Genomic DNA, 548 nt, shown 5'->3' on the forward strand with positions numbered 1-548 from the left:
AAAGTTGGAGTTACTTCTGATGATGCAACTTCAGTTTGATCTGGGGTTAGGCCAGCGATCGTTGGACTAGTGACAGTCTTCAAACTCTGTGAGTCAACTGGGTTCCAAGTTGTTTCCTTGGTTACCAAGTCTTGAGTACCAGTTTGGGTGAAGGACAAAGTCTCTTCTACTGATGCCGGTGCTTCGAAACCTTCTGGAACTTCGTAGACAACAGTTTGAGTTACCTTTTGGTCACGACTCACATCTGCCGTACCATGCTTCAGTACTACAGTGTAGACTTGATCCGCAGCGTCATCAGTGTCAAATACTGGTGATTCTGGGTAGTCGCTTGATACGAAGACGTAGCCAGCTTCTTCAAGCTGCTTGATCGTGTCAGCGGTGCTGTAAGCAATTGTACTCTTGGATGAACCGGTCAGATCACCTGACGTTGCGATAACGGCGTTGTTGCCATCTTCATCAACGTAGTTTACCAGGGCCTTTTGAGTATTAGCGGTGTAAACAACAGTTACCGTGGATGACTTGTCACCATCGAAAGTTGGAGTTACTTC

At 46.5% G+C, this 548-nt stretch carries 1 protein-coding gene; it reads right to left on the reverse strand.

The window, feature by feature from the left end; translation table 11 throughout:
- Positions 1-548, reverse strand: a 548-nt coding sequence (locus lacNas_RS07105) for a mucin-binding protein (protein WP_201331115.1), incomplete at both ends; no start/stop codon positions are given.

This window comes from Lactobacillus nasalidis, from assembly GCF_016587775.1.
In the GTDB taxonomy this organism is placed as follows: Bacteria; Bacillota; Bacilli; order Lactobacillales; family Lactobacillaceae; genus Lactobacillus; species Lactobacillus nasalidis.